Source organism: Micrococcus cohnii (assembly GCF_014205175.1).
Taxonomy (GTDB): domain Bacteria; phylum Actinomycetota; class Actinomycetes; order Actinomycetales; family Micrococcaceae; genus Micrococcus; species Micrococcus cohnii.
Genome location: NZ_JACHNA010000001.1, coordinates 1,283,743 through 1,300,954, shown reverse-complemented (window position 1 = coordinate 1,300,954; position 17,212 = coordinate 1,283,743). Strand labels below are relative to the sequence as shown.

The following is a 17,212-nucleotide window of genomic DNA, read 5'->3' as shown; positions in this document are numbered from 1 at the left end:
ACCGGTATGAGAGCGCAGGCACGTCACGGCGGTTCTTCTCGCAGCGCCTCGAGCCGGTCGCGGGCCGCGGCGGCGCCGTCGTCGTCGCCGATCTGCTCGAGGCACTGCGCCAGCCCGCTCAACGCGGCGACGCGGACCAGGTACGGCTGGTCCTCGGCGTCGGCGAGCAGCCCGAACAGGGTGGCTCCCTGTTCGGGGGCGCCGGACTCGGCCACCACGAACGCGGCGAACAGCTCCGCCTGGGCGCCGCCGTGGGCGTCTGCCGCCGCGCGGAACCGGTCGGCGGCCTCGAGAGCCGCGCTCGCCGCCTCCTGAGGTCGGCTGAGGGCCCACAGGGCCCGGGCCCGGGTGTCGAGGAAGTCGGCGCGCTGCCAGGCCGTGCCGGTTCGTTCGGCCAGAGTCATGGCCTCGTCGAGCACCTCGAGCCCCTGCGGGTCGGAGCGCTCGCACATCGCATAGCCCAGCGAGTGCAGGGCGACCGCGAGCAGGCCGGGGTCCTCGTCGCGCGCGATCCGGGCGTGGTCGACGGCCCGGGAGAACAGCTCGAGGCCGCCGACGGACTCCTCGGTGCTGCCGGCCAGGGCGCCAGCCGCCAACAGGGTGCGGGCCGCATCCTCGTGATCGCCCTCGTCGACGAACAGCTCCGCCGCCAGACGCCAGTCGTCGAGGGCTTCGTCGGCCCGGCCGAGCCCGTGCCGGGCGTAACCGCGGTCAACCAGCGCGTGGGCGCGCAAACGGTGGGCGCCGGCCAGGCCGCTGCGGGTCACCAGCGAGTCGAGGACGGCCTCGGCCTCCTCCTCGAGGCCGGTGAGCAGCAGCTGGTGGCCCCACGCGAAGGCCAGGGCCGGGGCATCGGGCGCCTCGGCCCGCTCGGCCTGCGTCGCTGCCAGCTCCCACGCCGCCAGCACCGCGGCCGGACCCTCGGCGTCGGCGGCGGCGTGCCCGGCGTCGTGGCGGGCTTCGTCGGGGCCGGCCCCGCCGTCCCGTGGGCCGACCGTCACGTGCTCGCCGAGGCGGCGCGCCAGGTGGGCGGCGGCCGCGGCCGCCCCGCGCCGCAACCCGGCACCGGTCATCAGCTCGACCGCGCGCAGCCCGTGCTCGAGCGCCTGGTCGCCGTCCGGCTCGGGCAGGGAGGCCGCCAGCACCAGGTGCGCGCTCGCCCGGGCGCTGTCCGAGGATTCAGCGCCCAGCACGGCTTCGGCGTGGGCGCGGGCGCTCTCGTGCCGCCCCGCCCCGGCGGTCAGCCGCGCGAGCATCAGGCGCACCGCGCTGGTCGAGCCGACCGGGACCACTCGGCCCGCTGCGTGCTGCGCCTCGAGCGCCGTCAGGGCCTCGTCGAGCAGCCGCTCGGCCTCCTCGGCGTGCTCCAGGCCGCCGCGCGAGAGCGCGTGGACGGCCAACGCCGTGAGGACGTCCGGCAGGACGGTGTCCGCCGAGGACCGGCCGGAGCGTTCCAGGTGCTCGCGTTCGTCGTCGAGGACCCCGTGCAGGACTGTGGCCTCGAAATCGGTGGGCTCGCGCAGCAGGGCCGCGCCCAGCTGCAGTTCCCGGCTCGCCCGTCGGTCGAGGCCGAGCCGGCGCAGCAGCGCGGCGCGTTCCTGCAGGGCCTCAGCCATGCGCTCGCCGTCCTCGTCGCTCAGGCAGGCGGCGATCGCCAGGGCGCGCAGCAGGGCCAGGCGCACGGCAGGGTCCTCGGCGCCGGGGGAGTCGAGTCCGCGGGCGACGGCGGTGCGGGCGCTCTCCGGCGCTTCAGCGAGCACTGCCTGCCGCGCCGCCTCGAGGCAGAGGAGCGCATCCACCGGGCCGTGGGCGTCAGGGTCGGCAAGCTCGAGGCCTGGGCCCGGGGCCGAGTCGAGGCCCAGGCCGAGCCCTGCGCCGAGCACGGGGTCCGCGGAGGCCAGGCGCAGCGCAGCGGCCAGCCGCACGCGGGCCGCCTCGAGGGTCTCGGGCGAGAGGTCGGAGGCCATGGCGGACAGTATTCCAGCCGTCGTCCCGTGTGCCTGTCCGTCGACGAGCGGAGATCACCCCGCCGATCCGAGGTCTGGGCATACCTGCCGATGAGCACACGGGCGAGTCAGCACGGCGTCAGGTTCAACGCGTGAACCAGGCCCAGACCGGCGGCCCGACGCGCTCGAGCGCCAGCCGTGTCAGGGCCGTCAGGGTCAGCAGGGCACACACGACGCCGCCGGCCAGGAGCAGCCAGGAGAGGGAGAACAGGCTCCACCCAGAGTCCGAGCCGTCCACGAGCGTCAGGCCGAGGCCCCGGACGCCGAGGACGAGCAGCGCGGCGATTCCGACGAACACCAGCGTGCGCATGCCGTGACGGTGCCCGGCCCGCAGCAGTGCCACGGCTCCGGCGAGCGCCGTCAGCCCGGTGCCGATCACCAGGGTGGGCAGACTCATCGACGGCTGGTCCGCGTCGGCAGGAAACAGGGACACGCTCAGGTCGCCGGCCAGCGGCGCCAGAAGCAGCAGCGCGAGCGGCCACACGGGCACGCCGCGCCGGCCGCGGGGACGGGGCAGCGAACGAGGCGAAGGATCGGCGGCGTGCGGCGCGGAGGCGGTCATGCCGGGAGCCTACTGGCCGCGCACGGGTCAGCGCCGCACGGGCCACGGCCCACAGAGCCTCAGTACACTGGCGGCCATGTCCGAGAACCCCGCCGCGTCGTCCGCGCCTGCCGCGACCCCGGAGCCCTTCCAGACCCGCGCCGGCGCCTACGCGCTGATCGTCGAGGACGGCCGGATCCTGCTCTCGGCCTGGGGCGGACCCGACGGCCCCGTCTGGACGCTGCCCGGCGGCGGTCTCGAGCTGGGCGAGTCCTGCGAGCAGGCCTGCGAACGCGAGGTGTGGGAGGAGACCGGCCACACGGTGCGCCTGGGCGGGCTGCTCGGCGTGAACACCGGCCAGATCCCGGCCGAGCGCCGTCGGCGTGGTGCCGCGGTGCCTCTGCTCACCGTCCAGGTGATCTACCGCGCCGAGATCACCGGCGGCGCCCTGCGTCCGGAGGTCGACGGCTCATCGGTGGACGCGGCCTGGTTCGCGCTCGACGAGCTGGACCGGTTGCGCACGTCCTCGTGGGTGCAGGCCGCGCTCGAACTCGGCGGCCATGCCCCCGGCAACGAGCCGACCGGGAACGCCCCGACCGGGAACGAGCCGACCGGGGAGGACGCATGAGCCGGGCCCGCGGGCTGCCGAGGCCGGGGCGTCGCGCCGCAGCCGCGCTGACCGTCGCGCTGCTGACGGCCGGGGCGAGCGGCTGCGCCTCGGAGCAGGTCGACGGCGCCGGTAATGCGGACACCCCGATCTCGGTGGTCCACACGGATGCGGAGCTGGATCGCGCCGTGGCCGCGGTCGTCGAGCGCCACCTGAAGAACAAGGGCTACGCCGTCGAGCCCTCGGAACCGGTGGCCACACCGTGGAAGCACACCGACGAGCAGACGGTGGCCGTCGTGGACACCCTGGCCTTCGCCCTGCAGGCCGATGCCGAGGGCGTTCTGCCGGCCCCGCCCGAGCCCACCGCCACCGAATCCGAGCCGGCAGACGCGGATGAGAACCCGGGCGACTCCCGCTCGCCGGAACCCTCCTCGTCGGGGGCATCGTCGTCGCAGGCCGCCCCGACCACACTGCCATCGGGCGATTCGGCACTGAGCGCGGACCGGGTGGACGCGCTCGTGGAGGAGCGGCTGGCCGCCCTCGGCGGCTCCGGCGACGGCTCGGGCTCCGCCTCCACCTCACCCGAGGCCGCGCCCGAGGCGCCCGTCACGGTGCTCGCCCCCTCGAAGGGCACCACGCGTCTGCGGGCGCTCGTCACGGCCACGACCGCCGCCCGCCTGGACCTGGAGTCCGTCCAGGACCTGAACCAGCGGTGCGAGGAGTTCACCGCGGCGGCCCGCGTCGACGTGAACTCCACGGCCCGCCCGGAGGCGACCGCGCTGCTGCGCGAGCGGCTGGACCGACTCGCCGGCTGTCGACCGGAGGCATGGCGTCCCGCGCAGACCTCCGTCTCCGAAGACGTCGCCGACGACCGGGCCCAGATCGGCTTGACCTATGGCGTCGACCCGGGCATCGAGCATCACGGGCTCGTGCCGCTCGAGGACACCGGTCGCGTGCTGCCGGAAGGGCGTGTCTCCGTGCTCGGCCGAGGCGACGAGGTTCCCGACGCCGTCGAGCGGGACCTGCGGCACATCATGGGCCGGCTCGACGCCGACGGGCTGCGCGATCTGCAGTCCCTCGTCTCGGGACCGGACGCGCTCAGCCCCGAGGAGGCCGCGCAGTACTGGCTCGTCTCCCGCGACGAGGAGCAGGCGCCCGAGGACTGGTACGTCCCGCAGCGGGGCTGGTTCTGACCGACCGGCCACGCAGGTTCCCCCCGTGACGCGGCCGCGGGTGCCAAGATGGGGGAATGGCTTCGACTTCCCATCCGCGCCCCATCCGTCAGTCCTCCAAGCTGTTGAACGTCCGCTACGACGTCCGCGGCCCGATCCTCGAGGAGGCTCAGCGGATGGAGGCGGCGGGTCACCGCATCATGAAGCTGAACATCGGCAACCCCGCCCCGTTCGGCTTCGAGGCGCCCGACGCCGTGCTCAAGGGCATGATCCAGCACCTGCCGCACGCGCAGGGCTACTCCGATTCGAAGGGGATCTACTCTGCCCGCACCGCCGTGAGCCAGTACTACGAGTCCCGCGGCATCCGGCAGATCGGCGTGGACGACGTGTTCATCGGCAACGGTGTCTCCGAGATGATCTCGATGGTCCTGCAGGCCCTGGTCGACGACGGCGACGAGGTGCTCGTGCCCTCTCCGGACTACCCGCTGTGGACGGGCGCGACGACCCTCGCCGGCGGCCGTGCCGTCCACTACCGCTGCGTGGAGGAAGAGGGCTGGCAGCCGGATCTGGAGCACATCGAGTCGCTGGTCACCGAGCGCACCAAGGGCCTGGTGCTGATCAACCCGAACAATCCGACCGGCGCCGTGTACTCGCGCGAGATCCTGATGGGCATGATTGACATCGCCCGCCGGCACGACCTCGTGCTGCTGGCCGACGAGATCTACGAGAAGATCACCTACGACGGCGTCCGTCACCTCAATGCCGCCGGGCTCAGCGATGACGTGGTCACCCTGACCTTCTCGGGACTGTCGAAGGCCTACCGGGTGGCCGGGTACCGCTCGGGCTGGGTCGCGATCTCCGGGCCGAAGCGCCGTGCGGCCGACTTCCTCGAAGGCCTCACGTTGTTGTCGAACATGCGCATGTGCGCCAATGTGCCCGCTCAGCACGCCATCCAGGTGGCGCTGGGCGGCTACCAGTCGATCGACGACCTCGTGCTGCCCGGCGGGCGCCTGCTCGAGCAGCGGAACCTGGCCCAGCGGATGCTCTCGCAGATCCCGGGCGTGAGCGTGCAGCCTGCCCGAGGAGCGCTCTACCTGTTCCCGCGGCTGGACCCGGAGGTCTATCCGATCGAGGACGACGAGACGTTCGTGATCGAGCTGCTGCGGGAGAAGAAGATCCTCGTCAGCCACGGCGGCGCGTTCAACTACCCGAGCACCGACCACCTGCGCGTGGTGACCCTGCCCTCGGTCGAGGACCTCGAGACGGCGATCGGACGCATGGCCGACTTCCTCGAGGACTACCGCGAACGCCACGCCTGAGCCAGGCCTGAGGCCGATCCCGCGGAACCGGTGGGGCACGACCGCGCGGCGTCGCCCCGGGGTTGTGCCACGGCGGGGGTTCTGTGTCTATTGTCGCCGCAACGGCGCGCAACCGCGTCGTGATGCCCAACAGAAACCGGGAGGCAACCATGCAGAACACGGCAGACCTGACTGGCAAGACCGTCGCCTTCGTCGCCACGCGCGGCGTCGAACAGGTGGAGCTCACCTCGCCGTGGCAGGCGGTGACGCAGGCCGGCGCGACGCCCCGGCTGGTGTCCGTCCAGGCCGAGAGCATCACCGCGATGCAGGGCGACTGGGAACACGGCGACACGTTCCCCGTGGACGTCGCCGCCGCCGAGGCGGACGCCGGGGATTTCGACGCGCTCGTGCTTCCCGGAGGCACCCTGAACGCCGACGCGTTGCGCGTGGACGAGTCCGTGCGCGCCTTCGTGCGGGATTTCGTCGACCAGGGCAAGCCGATCGCCGCGATCTGCCACGCCCCGTGGACGCTGATCGATGCCGACCTGGTCTCGGGCCGCACCATGACCTCGTATGTGTCCGTGCGGCGGGACCTCGAGAACGCGGGGGCGGTTTGGAAGGACGAGCAGGTGGTCGTCGACGGGCAGCTGATCACCTCTCGCAGCCCCGAGGATCTCGACGCGTTCAACGCGGCGCTGGTCGAGAAGCTGGCCGAGGGCTGAGCCGAACCGACCGGTTCAGTCGGTCATCTCGGCCGCGTCCTCCTGCTCGGCGGCGCGGGCCCGGACCTCGTCGAGGCGGGCCCGCGCGCCGTCGAGCCAGTCCTGGCAGCGGGCGGCCAGCGCCTCGCCGCGCTCCCACAGGGCCAGCGATTCCTCGAGGCCGGTGCCGCCGGCCTCGAGCCGCTGCACCGTCTCGACGAGTTCGCCGCGCGCCTGCTCATAGCTCATGTTCTGCACGTCGGAGGTGTCCGCGGCGCTGAACCCGTCGACGGCGGTCGGGGTGGAGGACGGCGTGGTCGTGGCGTCCTGGGTGCTCATGGCGTCTCCTTACTCGGTGGGGGTGTCGTCGTTCCGGTGACGGTGGCCGCGATCCGGCCGTGGGCGACGAGCACGTCGAGCTCGTCCTCGGGGCCGACCTGCTCGGCGTCGCGGACCACCTCAGCCCCCTGCCGCACGACCGCGTAGCCGCGGTCGAGGGTCTGCTGGGGCGAGAGCGAACGGACGCGAGCCAGCAGCGAGTCGACGGCGTCCGCCTCGCGCTCGAGCCGGTGCCCGAGCCCGCGACGGGACCGCTCGACCCAGGCGGCCAGCTCGTCAGCGCGTTCCTCGACCATGCGGTGCGGGGCGAGCATCACCGGGCGCGAGCGCAGCTGGGCAATCCCGTCGGCTTCCTGCCGCACCCGGCGTTCGACGGCGGCGGCCAGACGCAGCCGAGCGTCGGCCAGTCCCGCGGACTCCTGCGCGGCGTCCGGGACGATTCGCTTCGCCGCGTCGGTCGGCGTCGAGGCGCGCAGGTCGGCCACATCGTCCAGCACGGGGCGGTCCGCCTCGTGGCCGATCGCCGAGACGACGGGGGTCTGCGCCGCGGCGACGGCGCGCACCAGGCGTTCGTCGGAGAACGGGAGGACAACCTCCTCCAGGGCGCCGCCGCCGCGGGCGATCACGATGACGTCCACATGGGCGAGCGCGTCCAGCTCGGCCAGCGCCTCGACCACCTGGCGCGGGGCGTCGGGGCCCTGGACGGCGACCTCGCGGACCTCGAAGGCGGCGGCGGGCCAGCGCAGCCGGGTGTTGCGCAGCACGTCCTTCTTCGCATCCGAGTCCCGTCCGGTCACCAGACCGATGCAGCCGGGCAGCACGGGGACGGGCTGTTTGCGGGCGGGGTCGAGCAGACCCTCCTCGTCGAGGGCACGGCGGAGCATCTCGACGCGTGCGAGCAGATCGCCGACGCCGACCGGGCGCATCGCGTTCACGGTCATCGACAGCCGGCCGCCCTTGAGCCAGAAGTTCGGTTTCACCTGCGCCACGACCCGTGCTCCGGGCTGGACGCCGGGGGAGAGGCCGGCCGCGACGTTGCGCCACGCGTTCACGGGCAGGGACACGTCGTCCTCGAGGTCCCGCATCGTCATGTAGACGTTGCCCCGGTGGGCCTTGACCTCGATCAGCTGTCCTTCGACCCACGTGGCAGGGGCGCGTTCGATGTGCGCCTTGAGGTTCTCCGAGAGGCGGCGCAGCGGCCAGGGGTTCTCGGCGGAGGTCTGCGCGGCCCGCTGCGGTGCCGCACCGACGGACTCGGAGGCGGGCTCGCCGGACCCGGCAGGACGCTCATGACCTCCCGGTCCGTCGGGGGCGGCGCGGTCGTCGGGGTGCTGCACCGGGGATGCTCCTCTCGCCGTCGGGCTCGGGCGCGGCTGTGTTCGCTGCCATCCTGCCAGTAACGTCGGACGACGTGGAGGCGGCCCCGACGGATCGCCCCGGTCGTGGCCCGACCGCCTCGAACAGCCCAGCGTGGAAGGATCGTTGTGATGCGCCGTGCCCTCGGCTCCGTCGTCTCGCTCGTCGTCGCCTGCTTCGCGGGTCTGTTGGCCGTGCTGTGCGTCTGCGCGGCGGTGGTCGACGCGGCGGTGCACACGCCCGATCCGCTGCGCCAGACGATGAACGACGTGCTCTCCGACGACCAGGTGCTCGCCGCGGTGCCGGAAGCCGTCGACGGGCTGAGTCAGGAGCATCTGCCCCGCGGCGTGCGCGAGGCCTTCGGCGGCGCCCTGCCGCGCATGCTCTCCGAGCAGGCCGAGTCGGCGGTGCGCAGCGAGGAGAACCGCGGCGCGCTGCTCGAGGCGGCCGAGCAGGGGCGCCGGACGCTGCTGGACGGGCAGGACGGGCCCGAGGATGCCGGGGATCGGCCCGAGCAGGACGGATCGGACGACTCGGGTGCCGGCGGCGGCGCGCCGGGCCCGCAGCCGGTGGTCACGGCCGAGGACGGGCAGGTGCGCATCGCGTGGGCCGGTCCCGTGGCCGAGGCCGCGCGCGACGGGCTCGACGAGGTTGAGTCCGGCCTCGAACGGATCATCGGCGACGGCCTCGGTGGCCTGGGCGTCCCGGGGCTCGGCGGGGGTGAGGACGCGGGCGGGTCCGGCGGCCTCGGGGCGCTGCTGGGCCAGGCCCGCAGCGGGATCGACGCGCTGGAGCACGACGAGCGTCTCGTGGTCACGGCACGCGTCGGTAACGGCGACGGGCCGCCGCCGGTCGACCCGGTGCTGTTGTGGGCTCTCGTGCCCCACTGGCGGGTCGGGCTGGGTGCGGCCGTGCTGCTGACCGTCGTCGCGGTGGTCCTGGCCCGGGGCCGGTGGCGCGGCGGGGCGCTGGTGGCCGCCGGGCTCTCCGCCCTGGCCGGCTGCGGGCTGCTGGCGTGGGCTCGGGGGATGTACCCGGTGCGGCTGGACGCGCACGGCGCCGCGCCTGAGCAGGTGCGGGGGCTGGTTGAGGCGCTCGAGTCGGCCCTGCAGCGTTCGCTCGAGGCGCAGGTGACCCCGGTGCTGACGGGCACCGCGCTGGCCGCCGCGGCCGTCGCCGCAGTGGGACTGGTGCTGGCTGCGGCGTGGCCTGGGCGACGGCGTCGCCCCCGGGACGGCCGATAGCATGGTCGGCATGTCTGCACCGACCACCGAGTCCCAGTCCGCCACCACCACCGTGGGCCTGGGTATGCCGCACGTGCCCCGGGTCCGCCACTCCCGCGAGGAGATCGAGGCCGCCGCGCCCGTGACCGGCCAGAAGCGTGTGCTGCTGGCCGCTCCGCGCGGTTACTGCGCCGGCGTGGACCGCGCGGTGATCGCCGTCGAGAAGGCGCTGGACCACTACGGCGCCCCGGTCTACGTGCGCAAGGAGATCGTGCACAACCGGCACGTGGTCGACAGCCTCTCCGAGCGGGGCGTCGTGTTCGTCGAGGAGCTGGACGAGGTGCCCGAGGGAGCGCTGACGGTGTTCTCCGCGCACGGCGTGTCCCCGGCGGTCGTCCAGGATGCCGAGCGGCGGAACCTGCGCACGATCGACGCGACGTGCCCGCTTGTGACCAAGGTGCACCGCGAGGCGGTGCGGTTCTCGAAGCAGGACAAGCACATCCTGCTGATCGGCCATGCCGGCCACGAGGAGGTCGAGGGCACCTACGGCGAGGCGCCCGAGCACACGACCATCGTCAACGACGTCGAGGAGGCTCGTACCGTCGAGGTCGAGGACCCGGACAACCTCACCTGGCTGTCCCAGACGACGCTCTCGGTCGATGAGACGCTCGAGATCGTCTCGGTGCTGCGCGACCGGTTCCCGAACCTGCAGGACCCGCCGAGCGACGACATCTGCTATGCCACCTCGAACCGCCAGGCGGCGGTGAAGTCGATCTCCCCCGAGGTGGACCTGATGCTCGTGGTCGGCTCGGCGAACTCCTCGAACTCGGTGCGGCTTAAGGAGGTCTCGCTCGAGTACGGGGCGGCCCGGGCCGAGCGTGTGGACTTCGCGCACCAGGTGGACGAGTCCTGGTTCGAGGGCGTCGCGACCATCGGCCTGTCCTCGGGGGCCTCGGTGCCGGAGGTGCTCGTGCAGGAGGTGCTCGACCTGCTGGCCGAGTACGGCTACGGGCAGGTCGATGAGGTCGTGACGGCGGAGGAGGACATCATGTTCTCCCTGCCGAAGGAGCTGCGCGCCGAGCTGAAGAAGGTCGGCGACACCTCGCGCGGCCTGGGCGGGCGCAAGCGGGACTGAGCGGTCTCGGCCACCGGGGCTGAGTTCGCCCTCAGGGCCGGCTCACGCCCAGTCCGCCGTCGGTGGCGTCATCGACGCGCGAGGCGAGCTCAGGGGCGCTGAGCCGGCGCGGGTGCTTCTCGAGACCGTCCGGGGCGGCGATCGGCTCGCCCGGGGTCGCGTCGAGCGACTGCATCCGCCGGGCCGAGGGCAGCACACGCGACTCGAGGGTGCCGAGCAGCCGGTTGTAGTTCTCGACCGATCCGTTGATCGAGGCGCCGAGCTTCGTCAGGTGGGAGGTCAGGGTGCCGAGCCGGTCGTAGAGCTGGCGGGCGGCGTCGACCACCTGCTGCGCGTTCTGCGCGATCGACTCCTGCCGCCATGCGTGCGCCACGGACTTCAGGGCCGTCAGCAGGGACACCGGCGCGACGAGGGCGACGCCGCGCTCGAAAGCGTGGTCCAGCAGCCCCGGGTCCGCCTCGAGCGCGCAGGCCAGCAGGGACTCCGAGGGCAGGAAGCACAGCACCAGCTCGGGCGTCTGTTCCAGGCCCGTCCAGTACTTTTTCTTCGCCAGGTCGTCGACGTGCCGCCGCACCGCGGCCGCGTGCGCGCGCACCAGCTCATCCCGCCGGGCCCGGGCGTCCTCGTCGTGCTCCTCGGCCAGGTGCTGGGCCGCAACGCCGTCCGAGGCCGGGGCCTTCGCGTCGACGGCGATCGTCGTGCCGCCGGGCACGTGCACGAGCATGTCCGGGCGGATCCGCGTGTCCTCCGCGTTGCGCAGGGACGCCTGCTCCGTGAAGTCCGTGTGCGCGAGCATGCCGGCGGCCTCCACGACGCGGCGCAGCTGCACCTCACCCCAGTGGCCGCGCGCGGTGGTAGAGCGCAGGGTGGACAGCAGCTGGGAGGTCTGCTGCATCAGCTCGCGATCGTGCCCGGCGGCGGTGCGCAGCTGCTCGGTGAGAGTGGCGTACTGGTCCACGCGATCGCGTTCGAGCTGGGCCACCTGCTGCTGCAGAGTCTGCATGCGCTCGCCGAGCGGGCCGATGGCCTTGAGCACGTTCGCGTCCCGTTCGTGGCGCAGGGAGGACTCCTGCTGCACGGACTCGAGCATCTGCGCGCGTGTGCGGGCCTCGACGAGCTCCTGCCGAGACTGGCCGGCCTCGGCCTCGGCGGCTCGGATGCGGTCCTGCGCCTGGCGCTCCCGCTCGGCACCGCGCCGCAGCAGTACCCAGCCCACCACGCAGGCGCCCACGACCACGCCGATCAGCAGTCCCACGAGCACAGAGAGAAGATCCATGCCGACCAGCCTGGCAGAGCGTCCCGAGACGATAGCGGCGCCCCGCCGGGCCGGGGCCGAGACGGACGGGATCAGAGCCAGCCACGGTCGCGGGCGACGACGGCGGCCTCACCCCGGCTCGACGTCGCGGTCTTGCCGATCGCCGCGCTCAGGTGGTTGCGCACCGTGCCGGGGGACAGGTGCAGTCTCGCCGCGATGTCCCGCACGCTCGCGCCGGTCAGCGCCTCCCGTAGCGCTTCGGCCTCCCGCGCGGTCAGCGGGGACGTTCCGGCGGCCAGCGAGTCGACGGCCAGGCTCGGGTCCACGACGCGCTCGCCGCGGTGCACCCGGCGCACGGCCTCGGCCAGCTGCTCGGCCGGGGTGTCCTTCACGACGAACCCCTGCGCACCCGCGGCCAGGGCCCGGCCGAGGTAGCCCGGCCGGTCGAAGGTCGTCACCATGAGCACCGCGCAGTCGAGTCCGGCGGCACGGATCTGTTCGAGGGCGCCGAACCCGTCGACCCCGGGCATCTCGATGTCCAGCAGCACCACGTCCACGTCGTGCGCGGTGGCCAACTCGGCTACGTCCGCACCCGTGCCGGTCTGCGCGACCACTCGCAGGTCCGGCTCGGTCTCCAGCAGGGCGGCCAGAGCCCCGCGCACGAGCGCCTGGTCGTCTGCCAACAGCAGCCGCAGGGTTGTGGACTCGGTCATGCGCGCGCGCCCTCCTCGTCGTGCTCGTCCGTCCACAGCAGGGTGACACGGGTGCCGGTCTCGTTGGTCCCGGCGGTCGCCTCGACACGTGCCCCGGCCTCGGCGGCGCGCGCCCGCAGGGTGTGCAGGCCGGCTCCGGCGAGCACGTGCTCGGGCAGGCCCACGCCGTCATCCTGTACGGAGGCGCCGCCGGCGTCCAGGCCCACGACGACGCCCGCGGCCCCGGCGTGGCGCAGCACGTTGGTGGAGGCCTCGCGTAGGAACCAGGCGGCGAGCTCGCGCCGGTCGGCCGGCACCTCGGCCACGGCGCCGTGCGGGGGCGCGGTCACCTCGATCCCGGCGTCGCGCAGCGCGGCCACCGACGTGGACAGTTGTGCGCCCAGCTCGGGCACCGCCAGGTCCGCGACGGCGGCCCGCGCTTCGACCAAGGCGGTGCGGGAGAGGGCGACGACCTCGGCCGCCTCGGCCTTCGCCCGGGCCGGGTCCGCGTCCATGAGCCGCTGCACGAGCTGCGCCTTGACGTTGATGGTGGTCAGGGAGTGGCCGAGGATGTCGTGCAGGTCCAGGGACAGCCGCTCGCGCTGCTGGGCCAGAGCGAGGCGGCGCAAGGTCTGCCCGTGCTGTTCGTCGCGGCCCGTGGCCCAGCGCATCAGGATGATGATCACCGCCGGCAAGACGACCGGCATGACCAGCCAGCCGCGGTCCGCCACCGGTGCGAGCAGACCCACCGCGGCCAGGCCGAGGGCGACGAACAGGGCCGCGACCGGCACGCCCAGCCGCATCGAGTGCGGGAACACCCACACCGCGGTCAGGTACGGCACGGCGGCGATGACGCTCGGTCCCATCCACGGGGACATGAGGGCCAGGCAGGCCAGCAGGGTCAGCGTGTAGCCGACCGTGTTGAGCCACCGCGGGGCCTCGCGCCCGGAGAGCGGCAGGGTGCGCAGCGGGCGGGGTACGACGAACGCGCGCAAGTAGACCGTGATGAATGCGGCGGTGCCGGCCGCCACGAGCAGGGCCGGGCCCGGGTCGTTGGCCGCCAGCCGCCCCACGACGACGGACGCGGCGGCACTGAGGAAGAACACCAGCCACACGCCGGCGAACAGCAGGGTCGTCGGCCAGGCCTCACGCGGCAGCCGGTCCGGGTACCAGTCCTCGACGCGCAGCGCGTCGTCGCCGGGAAGCGCCTGCCGGTGGGGGCCGGGCAGGAGCGATGCGGCTCGGCGGCCGTGGCGGGCGCTCATGCGCGGGCCGTCCGACGGCGGGAGGCCAGCAGACAGACCACAGCGAACACGACGGCCCACACCGTCAGGGACGCCACCGGCTGCCACAGCGGGGTCTGCAGCGGCGTCATCGGGTGGTCGAGATTCAGCTGGGCACCCTGGCTCTGCGGCCACCGGGTCAGCAGTGCGGCTCCGTAGATCGGGGTGAAGCGGGCGACCTCGAGCAGCGTCCCGGTCAGCGGCACGAACAGGTTGCCGAGGAACGCGAACACGACGAGCATGCCGGAGGCCGCGCTGACGGCGGCCTCGGAGCGGAACAGCAGGGCGGCGGCCAGTCCGAACAGGGCGAAGGGGGCGGCACAGATCAGAGCGATGGCGCCGGTCGCCGCCCACCGCCACGCCTCGTCGTACTCGGCCCCGGTCAGGGCGCCGACGGTGAGCACGAGCAGGATCGGCAGGGCCGAGACAGCCACGGCCACGAGGGTCTTGCCAAGCATGTAGCCCCGGGAGGTCAGCGCGGTCAGGGACAGCTGCCGGCCCCAGCCTGCCTGCCGCTCGACCGCCGCCGTCCCGGCGATGGCCGTCGTCGCGGTGATCGCGCCGTACAGCGCCATGCCGCTCATGACGTGGGCCGTCGCGTTGCCGTGGCCGACGGTGAGCTCGCCCGCGCCGGATGAGACGCCGAACATCAGGTACATGGCCGCGGGCAGCACCAGGATGAAGAACGTCGAGTCCAGCATGCGCACGGTGCGCACGACGTCCCGGCGGGCGAAGCCGATCACGCGGCCGACCGGGCCCGTCGTCGTCATAGCGGGGGCCGGGGCTGTGGCAAGAGCTCGAGGACGGATGTGGGCGGTGTCGGGGGTGCTCATGCTACGGCCTCCTCGGGCGTCGGCTCTGCGGTGCGGGTCTGGTCGGTCAGCGCGAGGAACACGTCGTCGAGGCTGGCGCGGGTGATCTCAAGGTCTTGGCCGAGCCCGTCGACGAGCAGCGTGCGCGCAACGGCGTCGGCGCGAGCCCCCGCGCTCAGGCCATCGCCGGTGCGCACCCGGATCGCGAGGCGTCCGTCGCGGAGATCGACGTCGTCCCAGGCCAGGTCGAGCCGCTCGGCCAGCCGGGAGGGCGTCGTCTCGCTCGTCGGGAGGGCGGAGAGGTGCACTCCTTCGCGCTCGCGCAACGCGTCCGGGGTGCCATCGGCATGGACGCGGCCGCGGTGCATCAGCACGATCCGGTCGGCGAACTCCTCGGCCTCGGGCAGGTAGTGGGTGGCGAACACGATGGTGCGGCCGCGATCGGCCTCGGCGTGCATGGTGCTCCAGAACCGGCGGCGGGCGGTGACGTCCATGCCGGCGGTGGGCTCGTCCAGCACGAGCAGCTCAGGGTCGGTGAGCAGGGCGAGGCCGAAGCGCACCCGCTGCTGCTCGCCGCCCGAGCACTTCTTCACCTTCCGTCGGGCGATCCGGTCCAGGTCCGCGCGGGCCATCACCTCGGCGACGGGAACGTGCGCGCGGTGGCAGGCGGCGACCATCTCGAGCGTCTCTCGCACGGAGAGGTCGGAGAGCAGGCCGCCGGTCTGCAGCACAGCGCCGACGCGGCCATCACGCACCGCCGTCTCGGGAGAGGTGCCGCACACGCTGACCGTGCCTGCATCGGGGCGGGCGAAGCCGAGCACGGTGTCCAGCAGGCTCGTTTTGCCGGCGCCGTTCGGGCCGAGCAGGGCCAGGACCTCGCCGTGAGGGACGGTCAGGTTCATGCCGTCGACGGCGCGGACCGAGCCGAAGTGCCGGTGGACGTCACGGGCGGCAATGGCGGGCCCGTCTGCTGTGGTGTGCCTCATGACCACCAGTATTCCGAGCAGGACGGTCGGGCGGATGCGGCGTGCGTCAGAGATTCAGCATGACGGATGTCATGGGCGGCGCCCCGGCCCCGTGCGCAGACGCGTGTACACCTGTGCCAGGGATCCGGGCGGAGAACTGGAACAGGTGTACACGCGTTCGCGGGTCAGCTGCCGGTCAGCTGTGAGTCAGCCGCGGTCGGCGAGGATCAGTTCGGCGGCCTTCTCACCGATCATGAAGCACGTGATGTTCGGGTTCACGGTCACGTGCTCGGGCATCACCGAGGCGTCCGCCACGCGCAGGCCCGTCACGCCCTTGACCCGCAGGCGTGCGTCGAGCGGGCTCATGGCGTCCTCATCGGCGCCCATGCGAACGGTGCCCACCGGGTGGTACACGGTGTTGTGGGTGCGCTTCACGTAGTCGGCGATCTCCTCGTCCGTCTGCGCCTCGACGCCGGGGGCCAGCTCGCGGCCGGCCCACTCGGCCATCGCCGGCTGGGAGACGATCTCGCGGGCCAGGCGGATGCCCGCCACGGCCACGGCCATGTCGTGGCCCTCGGGGTCGGTGAAGTACTTCGGGTCGACGGCCGGCTTGTCGCGGTAGTCGTTCGAGCGCAGGCGCACGGTGCCGCGGGACTTGGCGTGGGTGACGTTCGGGGTCAGGCAGAACGTCTCATCAGCGGTGGGGTAGCCCTGGCGGTAGGTGTGCATGTCGAACGGCACCGAGCCGTAGTGCATCATCAGGTCCGGGCGGTCCAGACCCTCCTTCGTCGGCGAGAAGACGCCGATCTCCCAGTACTGCGTGGCATCGCGGTACATCGGCTGCTTGGACTCCCACGAGATCACGGCCTCGGGGTGGTCCTGCAGGTTCGAGCCGACGCCCGGGGCATCCACGCGGGCGGTGATGCGGTGCTCGGCCAGGTGCTCGGCCGGCCCGATGCCCGAGAGCATCAGCAGCTTCGGGGTGTCGATCGCGCCGGCGGAGAGGATGACCTCGGCGCGGGCGTGGATCTCGGACTGCCGTCCGTGTCGGTCGGCCACATAGCGCACGCCGTACGCCCGGTTCTGTTCGTCGAACAGCACGCCCGTGGCCCAGTGCTCGGTGAGGATGTCGAGGTTCTGCCGGTCCAGGATCGGGTGCAGGTAGGAGACCGACGAGGAGGCGCGGGTGCCGTCCTGCTTGCGGTTGATCTGGAACCAGTTGGCGCCCTTCACGACCGTCTGGCCGGTGTTGAACGTCGTCGTGGGGATGCCCACCTGTTCGGCCGCCTGCAGCAGGGCGACGCCGGTCGGGTCCTCAGCCGGGACGTCCATCAGTTCGACGGGGCCGTCGTGGCCGTGGTTCTCACCCTCGGCGGCGTTGTTCTCGAGCTTCTTCACCAGCGGCAGGGTGTGTTCGGCGCCCCAGCCGGTCGCGCCCATCGCCTCCCACTGGTCCAGGTCCTCGCGCGGGGGCCAGAACGCGATGCAGGAGTTGTGCGAGGAGCAGCCGCCGAGCACCTTGGCGCGGGCGTGGCGCATGAACGAGTTGCCGTTCTGCTGCGGCTCGATCGGGTAGTCCCAGTCGAGGCCGGACTCGAGCAGCTCGGGCCACCGGCGCAGGGTGAGCACCTCGTCGAGGTCGACGTCCGAGGGGCCGGCCTCGAGCAGGGCGACGGTGATCTGCGGGTCCTCGGACAGGCGGGCGGCCAGGGTGGCGCCGGAGGAGCCGCCGCCGACGACGACGTAGTCGTAGGTGCGCACGCCCTCGGCGGGGTCCTGCCCGGCGGGGGCCTCAGAGTTCGGGGTGGTGTTCGTCATGGACGGGTC

The 17,212-nt window shown here is 73.1% G+C and carries 16 protein-coding genes; 6 read left to right on the top strand and 10 right to left on the bottom strand.

The features are described 5' to 3' along the window. Nucleotides 1–23: 23 nt before the first annotated feature. Nucleotides 24–1,967, bottom strand: a complete 1,944-nt coding sequence (locus tag HDA30_RS05875) for a hypothetical protein (RefSeq protein WP_184241377.1) — start codon at nt 1,965–1,967, stop codon at nt 24–26. 124 nt (nt 1,968–2,091) lie between these two features. Further along, the gene (locus tag HDA30_RS05870; protein ID WP_184241376.1) at nt 2,092–2,568 is read right to left on the bottom strand and encodes a hypothetical protein; all 477 of its coding nucleotides are present in this window, start codon (nt 2,566–2,568) and stop codon (nt 2,092–2,094) included. 76 nt (nt 2,569–2,644) lie between these two features. Between HDA30_RS05870 and HDA30_RS05865 the strand changes: the two genes are divergently transcribed. The 4 genes from HDA30_RS05865 to HDA30_RS05850 all read left to right on the top strand — a co-directional run bounded on the left by HDA30_RS05865 (nt 2,645) and on the right by HDA30_RS05850 (nt 6,346). After that, complete coding sequence (locus HDA30_RS05865) at nt 2,645–3,175, top strand: NUDIX hydrolase (protein ID WP_184241375.1); 531 nt, start codon at nt 2,645–2,647, stop codon at nt 3,173–3,175. Continuing rightward, complete coding sequence (locus HDA30_RS05860) at nt 3,172–4,347, top strand: glycine betaine ABC transporter substrate-binding protein (RefSeq protein ID WP_184241374.1); 1,176 nt, start codon at nt 3,172–3,174, stop codon at nt 4,345–4,347. The genes HDA30_RS05865 and HDA30_RS05860 overlap by 4 nt, the downstream gene beginning before the upstream one ends. 56 nt (nt 4,348–4,403) lie before the next feature. Next, nucleotides 4,404–5,645 (top strand): pyridoxal phosphate-dependent aminotransferase, encoded by a 1,242-nt coding sequence (locus HDA30_RS05855; RefSeq protein WP_184241373.1) that lies wholly within the window; start codon nt 4,404–4,406, stop codon nt 5,643–5,645. Nucleotides 5,646–5,794: 149 nt separating this feature from the next. Further along, the gene (locus HDA30_RS05850; protein ID WP_184241372.1) at nt 5,795–6,346 is read left to right on the top strand and encodes a type 1 glutamine amidotransferase domain-containing protein; all 552 of its coding nucleotides are present in this window, start codon (nt 5,795–5,797) and stop codon (nt 6,344–6,346) included. A gap of 15 nt (nt 6,347–6,361) precedes the next feature. On the opposite strand, the gene HDA30_RS05845 is transcribed toward HDA30_RS05850, so the two are convergent. Further along, complete coding sequence (locus tag HDA30_RS05845; protein WP_184241371.1) at nt 6,362–6,664, bottom strand: exodeoxyribonuclease VII small subunit; 303 nt, start codon at nt 6,662–6,664, stop codon at nt 6,362–6,364. Next, nucleotides 6,661–8,001, bottom strand: a complete 1,341-nt coding sequence (gene xseA, locus HDA30_RS05840) for an exodeoxyribonuclease VII large subunit (RefSeq protein WP_343059312.1) — start codon at nt 7,999–8,001, stop codon at nt 6,661–6,663. The genes HDA30_RS05845 and xseA overlap by 4 nt, the downstream gene beginning before the upstream one ends. A 150-nt stretch (nt 8,002–8,151) precedes the next feature. Between xseA and HDA30_RS05835 the strand changes: the two genes are divergently transcribed. Further along, nucleotides 8,152–9,264 (top strand): hypothetical protein, encoded by a 1,113-nt coding sequence (locus HDA30_RS05835; protein WP_246418711.1) that lies wholly within the window; start codon nt 8,152–8,154, stop codon nt 9,262–9,264. A gap of 1 nt (nt 9,265) precedes the next feature. Beyond that, nucleotides 9,266–10,378, top strand: coding sequence for a 4-hydroxy-3-methylbut-2-enyl diphosphate reductase (locus HDA30_RS05830; RefSeq protein WP_425488388.1), 1,113 nt, complete (start codon nt 9,266–9,268; stop codon nt 10,376–10,378). A 31-nt stretch (nt 10,379–10,409) separates the two neighbouring features. Here the strand turns inward: HDA30_RS05830 and HDA30_RS05825 are convergent, their stop codons facing one another. The 6 genes from HDA30_RS05825 to HDA30_RS05800 form a co-directional block, all read right to left on the bottom strand. Beyond that, the gene (locus HDA30_RS05825; protein WP_184241367.1) at nt 10,410–11,654 is read right to left on the bottom strand and encodes a DNA recombination protein RmuC; all 1,245 of its coding nucleotides are present in this window, start codon (nt 11,652–11,654) and stop codon (nt 10,410–10,412) included. A 71-nt stretch (nt 11,655–11,725) separates the two neighbouring features. Continuing rightward, entirely contained in the window at nt 11,726–12,346 is a 621-nt protein-coding gene (locus tag HDA30_RS05820; protein ID WP_184241366.1) for a response regulator transcription factor, read from the bottom strand. Beyond that, complete coding sequence (locus HDA30_RS05815; RefSeq protein WP_184241365.1) at nt 12,343–13,590, bottom strand: sensor histidine kinase; 1,248 nt, start codon at nt 13,588–13,590, stop codon at nt 12,343–12,345. The genes HDA30_RS05820 and HDA30_RS05815 overlap by 4 nt, the downstream gene beginning before the upstream one ends. Then, nucleotides 13,587–14,441 (bottom strand): ABC transporter permease, encoded by an 855-nt coding sequence (locus tag HDA30_RS05810; protein ID WP_158496652.1) that lies wholly within the window; start codon nt 14,439–14,441, stop codon nt 13,587–13,589. The genes HDA30_RS05815 and HDA30_RS05810 overlap by 4 nt, the downstream gene beginning before the upstream one ends. Continuing rightward, entirely contained in the window at nt 14,438–15,406 is a 969-nt protein-coding gene (locus tag HDA30_RS05805) for an ABC transporter ATP-binding protein (protein ID WP_184241364.1), read from the bottom strand. Before HDA30_RS05805 ends, HDA30_RS05810 begins: the two co-directional genes overlap by 4 nt. Nucleotides 15,407–15,592: 186 nt before the next feature. After that, nucleotides 15,593–17,203, bottom strand: coding sequence for a GMC family oxidoreductase (locus HDA30_RS05800; RefSeq protein WP_184241363.1), 1,611 nt, complete (start codon nt 17,201–17,203; stop codon nt 15,593–15,595). Nucleotides 17,204–17,212 lie beyond the last annotated feature (9 nt).